Consider the following 4,495-nt stretch of genomic DNA (forward strand, 5'->3'; position numbering starts at 1 on the left):
GTCCGGCATCAGCGCCTTGGCCGCCGCGTTGGGGGTCGGATACAGGATGGTCTTGCTGATCTCGGCCCCGGCCTGGGCGTCCAGCAGGTAGTTGATGAAGGCGTGGGCGTTGTTGGGCCGCGGCGCGCCCTTCGGGATGCACAGGGTGTCGGAGTTGATCAGCGACCCCTCCTTCGGCACCACGAAGTCGAGGTCCGGGTCGTCCTTCATCACCTGGGCGATGTCGCCGTTGTATTCGAGGACCAGATCCACCTCGCCCGAAGCCAAGAGGTCCTGGCCGTTATCGTCGTGGAAGGCCTTCACGAACGGCTTCTGCTTGATCAGCATCTGCTCGATCTTGGGCAGCATGTCCTCGGGGATGTTGTTGACCGAGTGGCCCAGGTACTTGGCGGCCAGGCGCACCAGGTCGGCGCTCTCGGACAGCAGGGCGATGCGGCCCTTGTACTGGTCGCTGTCGAACAGCCACTTCCAGCTGTCGGGCACGCCCTTCACCTTGCTCTTGCGATAGCCGATGCCCAGCAGCAGCCAGGTGTAGGGCATCGAGTACTTGCGGCCCGGGTCGAAGTCCGGATTGAGGAACGACGGGTCGATGTTCTTGATGTTCGGGATCTTGGCGTGATCCAGCGGCTCGAGCATGCCGGCCTGGCTCATGCGGGTCACGAACTCGTTCGACGGCACGATCACGTCGAAGCCGGGATTGCCGGCCTTCAGCTTGGCGAACAGCTCGTCGTTGGTCGCGAACAGGCTCATGTTCACGTCGACGCCGGTGGCCTTCTTGAAGTCGCCCAGCGTGGTCTCGCCGATATAGGTGTCCCAGTTGTAGAAATTCAGCTTGGGCTCTTCGCCGCCCGGCGTGGCCTTGGGCTTCTCACCGCAGGCGGTGAAGGTCAGGCCGATGGCGGCAGCGCCGGTGGCCGTCAGGAGCGAGCGGCGGTTCAGGCCCGCCTTTTGAAGTCCCCGCTGGGTGATCGTGCTCATCGTCTCGAAACTCCCCTAATCGCTTCGTTCAAGCGGGCCCGGGCCCGCCGCTGAGTTCACGCTACATCGCCGCGCCGCTAGAGCCTGCCAGGTTTAGATGGAACCATCTAAACCTGGAGAACAGGCTCTAGACTCAAACATCTAGAGCGCGTTCGCGCGGTTTAACCGCGCACACTTAAACCTAACGCGCTCTAGGCGTTGCGCAGGTACCAATCGAAATCCAGTTCGGTGACCACCTCGAAGAAACGCGCCTGTTCCGTGCGCTTCACCGACACGAACATGTCCACGAAACGGTCGCCGAGGTAGTCGCGCAGCACGTCCGACTTCTCGAAGAGGTCGACCGCAGCGAACCAGTTGTTGGGCAGGCGGATGTTCTCCTTGGCCGCCGCGGCATAGCCGTCGCCGACCACGGCCGGGCCGGGATCGAGCTTGTTCTTGATGCCGTGGTGGGCGCTGGCCAGCAGCACGGCCAGCACCAGGTACGGATTGCCGTCGGCGCCGGCCACGCGGTGCTCGACATGGCGGGTCTTGGGCGGACCAGCCGGCACCCGCAGGCTGACCGTGCGATTGTTGACGCCCCAGGTCGGGGCCACGGGCGCGTAGCTGTTGGCCTTGAAGCGACGGTAGCTGTTGGCGTTGGGCGCCAGGATCGCCATGCCCTCGCCCAGCAGCGCCTTCATGCCGCCTATGGCGTGCTTGAGCAGGTCCGAGCCCTCGACGTCCTCGCTGGCGCAGAGGTTGTTTCCCGCCGCGTCATTGACGCTGAGATGGACGTGGAAGCCGTTGCCGGCGCGGTCACTCCAGGGCTTGGCCATGAAGGTCGCCTCGCAGCCGTGGCGCAGGGCCACGCCCTTGGCGGCGCGCTTGTAGAGCACCGCGTCATCGGCCGCGCGCAGGGCGTCGGGCTTGTGCATCAAGGTGAGCTCGACCTGGCCCGGGGCGAACTCCGAGATCGCGCCTTCCAGCGGCACGCCAATGACGTCGGCGGTGTCCCACAGCTCGCGCAGGAACGGGGCATGGGCCTCCAGCTCCGGCAGGCCGTAGACCTGGATGCCGGTCGGCGCCTGACCGGTCAGGGCCGACTTGGCGGGCAAGAGCTCGCCGCGCGGCCCGCGTTCCAGGTCGACAAGGTAGTATTCCAGCTCGCAGGCCGCGACCGGCGTCAGGCCATCGGCGGCGTAGCGGTCCAGCACCCGTTGCAGCACGTGGCGCGGGTCGAGATCGTTGGGCGTCCCGTCCAGCTCGTACAGCGACAGCATCACCTGGGCGACGTCCGGGCCCAGCCACGGCGCGAGCGTCAGAGTCCCCGGCACGGGTCGCGCGCGGCGGTCGGCGTCGCCGTCCTCCCACACCAGACCCGTGTCCTCGCAGTCGGCGCCGGTGGTATCGACCACCAGGATCGAGCCCGGCAGGAAGCGGCCGTAGTTGTAGATCGCCTCCAGCTCATGCACCCGCAGCCGCTTGCCGCGCGGCACGCCGGTCATGCTGGTGAAGAACACCTCGACGAACCGCACCTGCGGATTGGCGGCCAGGAAGTCCCGACATTCCTGAGGGTCGGCGACCATCACCATGATCCCTCTCCCATGGGGAGAGGGCGGGACCCGCGTCCGCAGGACGTGGGGGGGTGAGGGGGTAGAGCCTTTCCGAAAACGTCAGGGCGCGAAACCGGTCGAGGGTGAAATCCCTCACCCTCCCAAGGCTTCGCCTTGGGCCCCGCCCTCTCCCTCTGGGAGAGGGTTTCCTTTCGCGTCCGGCTTATCATTGCATCTCTCCGACTTGAGCCGCGAAGCCGTCGACGGCCGCGACCAGCCGGTCGATCGCCGCGTCGTCGGTGACGGGCGAGACCAGCATCATGTTGTGGAAGGGCGCGATCAGCACCCCTCGGTTGATCAGCCACAAATGCAGCGCTTCCACCGCCTGATGGTCCAGCACTTTTCGCATCTCTCCGGCGTTCTTCGGCGGCGGATCGGCGAAAACAAGCTCCACCCGCGCGCCGACATGGACGACGGACCAGGGCAGGCCGCGCCCGGCGATCACGCCCTTCAGCCCCGCCACCAGCCGCTCGGCGCCGGCCAGCATCCGGGCGTAGGCGGCGTCGGTCATCACCTCGGTCAGCATGGCGCGCATGGCGGCCATGGCGAGCGCATTGCCGGACAGCGTGGTGCCGATGCCGGACTGGCCGGGGCCGATCCGCGCCTGGGCTTCGTCCATCCGCGCCGACAGCTCGGCGGTGACGCCCCAGACCGCCGCCGGCACCCCGCCCGCGATGGCCTTGCCCAGCACGAAGACGTCCGGCTCCAGCCCGTGGGCGCGGGTGTAGCCGCCGGGGCCGGTCGAGATGGTGTGGGTCTCGTCGATGATCAGCAGGGTCCCGGCGTCGCGGGTCAGCCGGCGCAGGGCCTCGTGGAAGCCGGGCTCGGGCAGGATCATGCCGCAGTTGGTCATCACCGGCTCGGCCAGGACGGCGGCGACCTGGTCGGAGGCCAGGGCGTTTTCCAGCGCGGCGAGGTCGTTGAACGGCGCGACCCAGGTGGTGGCGGTCAGGTTGTGGACCTGCCCGAGCAGGCCCGGCTTCATGACCCGCTGGCCGTCCTTCAGCACCACGAAGGCGTCGTCGACCATGCCGTGATAGCAGCCGTCGAAGACCAGGATCACCGGCCGGCCAGTGACCGCCCGCGCCCAGCGGATCGCCGCGCGGTTGGCGTCGCTGGCCGTGGTCGCCGCCTGCCACAGCGGCAGGCCGAAGCGCTCGGCCAAGAGCTTGCCGACGATGGCGGCCGAAGCGGTCGGCAGCATGAAGCCCGCCCCACGCTTGATCTGGTCGGACACCGCCGCCGCCACCGACGGATCGCCGTGGCCAAACATCGACGGCGTGTCGCCCAGGCAGAAGTCGTCATAGAGCTTGCCGTCGACGTCGGTGATCTGCGCCCCGACGCCTTGGGCGGCGAAGATCGGGGACGGGCTGGCCCAGTCGGTCATCCAGTGCATCGGCGCCCCGCCGCGCCAGTGCGCCGCCGTCGCCTTGGCCATGGCGACGGAGCGGGGGTGCTCGGCGAGGAAGCGAGCGCGTTCCTGGTTCAGCAGATCGGCGAGAGGCCTGGAGAGTTCGGTGATCATTCCACCGCCCCTCCCCATTCAACCGTCATTCCCGCCCTTGTGGCGGGAACCCCTGGTTCAGCTGACACGTGAGACGCAAGCGGACCGCCAGCGGTCCGCCTCCTCCGCCCTTGCGGCTGATAGAGAGGTTCCCGCCACAAGGGCGGGAATGACGGACGTATTTGTTGGGGCTGAGAGAACGTCATCCCACCCCGCCAAAGCACAGGTACTTGGTCTCCAGATACTCCTCGAGCCCCTCGGACGAGCCCTCGCGGCCCAGGCCGCTTTCCTTGACGCCGCCGAACGGGGCGACCTCGGTGGAGATCAGGCCTTCGTTGATCCCGACCATGCCCGCCTCGATCTTCTCGGCCACGCGCCAGCAGCGGCCGACGTCGCGGCTGTAGAAATAGGCCGCCAAGCC

The 4,495-nt window shown here is 67.6% G+C and carries 4 protein-coding genes; all 4 read right to left on the reverse strand.

Annotated elements, in window-relative coordinates; translation table 11 throughout:
* On the reverse strand, positions 1–978 hold a 978-nt coding region (locus tag Q0379_RS01795; protein WP_299003679.1), incomplete at its 3' end, for a spermidine/putrescine ABC transporter substrate-binding protein.
* A 191-nt stretch (positions 979–1,169) separates the two neighbouring features.
* Positions 1,170–2,552, reverse strand: a complete 1,383-nt coding sequence (locus Q0379_RS01800) for a glutamine synthetase family protein (RefSeq protein ID WP_299003685.1) — start codon at positions 2,550–2,552, stop codon at positions 1,170–1,172.
* Positions 2,553–2,736: 184 nt separating this feature from the next.
* Positions 2,737–4,113: an aspartate aminotransferase family protein gene (locus Q0379_RS01805; protein WP_299003681.1), complete on the reverse strand. Its 1,377-nt coding sequence runs from the start codon at positions 4,111–4,113 to the stop codon at positions 2,737–2,739.
* 163 nt (positions 4,114–4,276) lie between these two features.
* A partial coding sequence (locus Q0379_RS01810) for an aldehyde dehydrogenase family protein (RefSeq protein WP_299003683.1) occupies positions 4,277–4,495 on the reverse strand: 219 nt, incomplete at its 5' end.

The organism is uncultured Caulobacter sp., assembly GCF_937900395.1.
Lineage (GTDB): Bacteria > Pseudomonadota > Alphaproteobacteria > Caulobacterales > Caulobacteraceae > Caulobacter.

What these genes read in the sequence shown, in the direction of transcription:
- Q0379_RS01805 (WP_299003681.1), bottom strand. Translation starts at nt 4,113, where the DNA reads ATGGGGAGGGGCGGTGGAATGATCACCGAACTCTCCAGGCCTCTCGCC.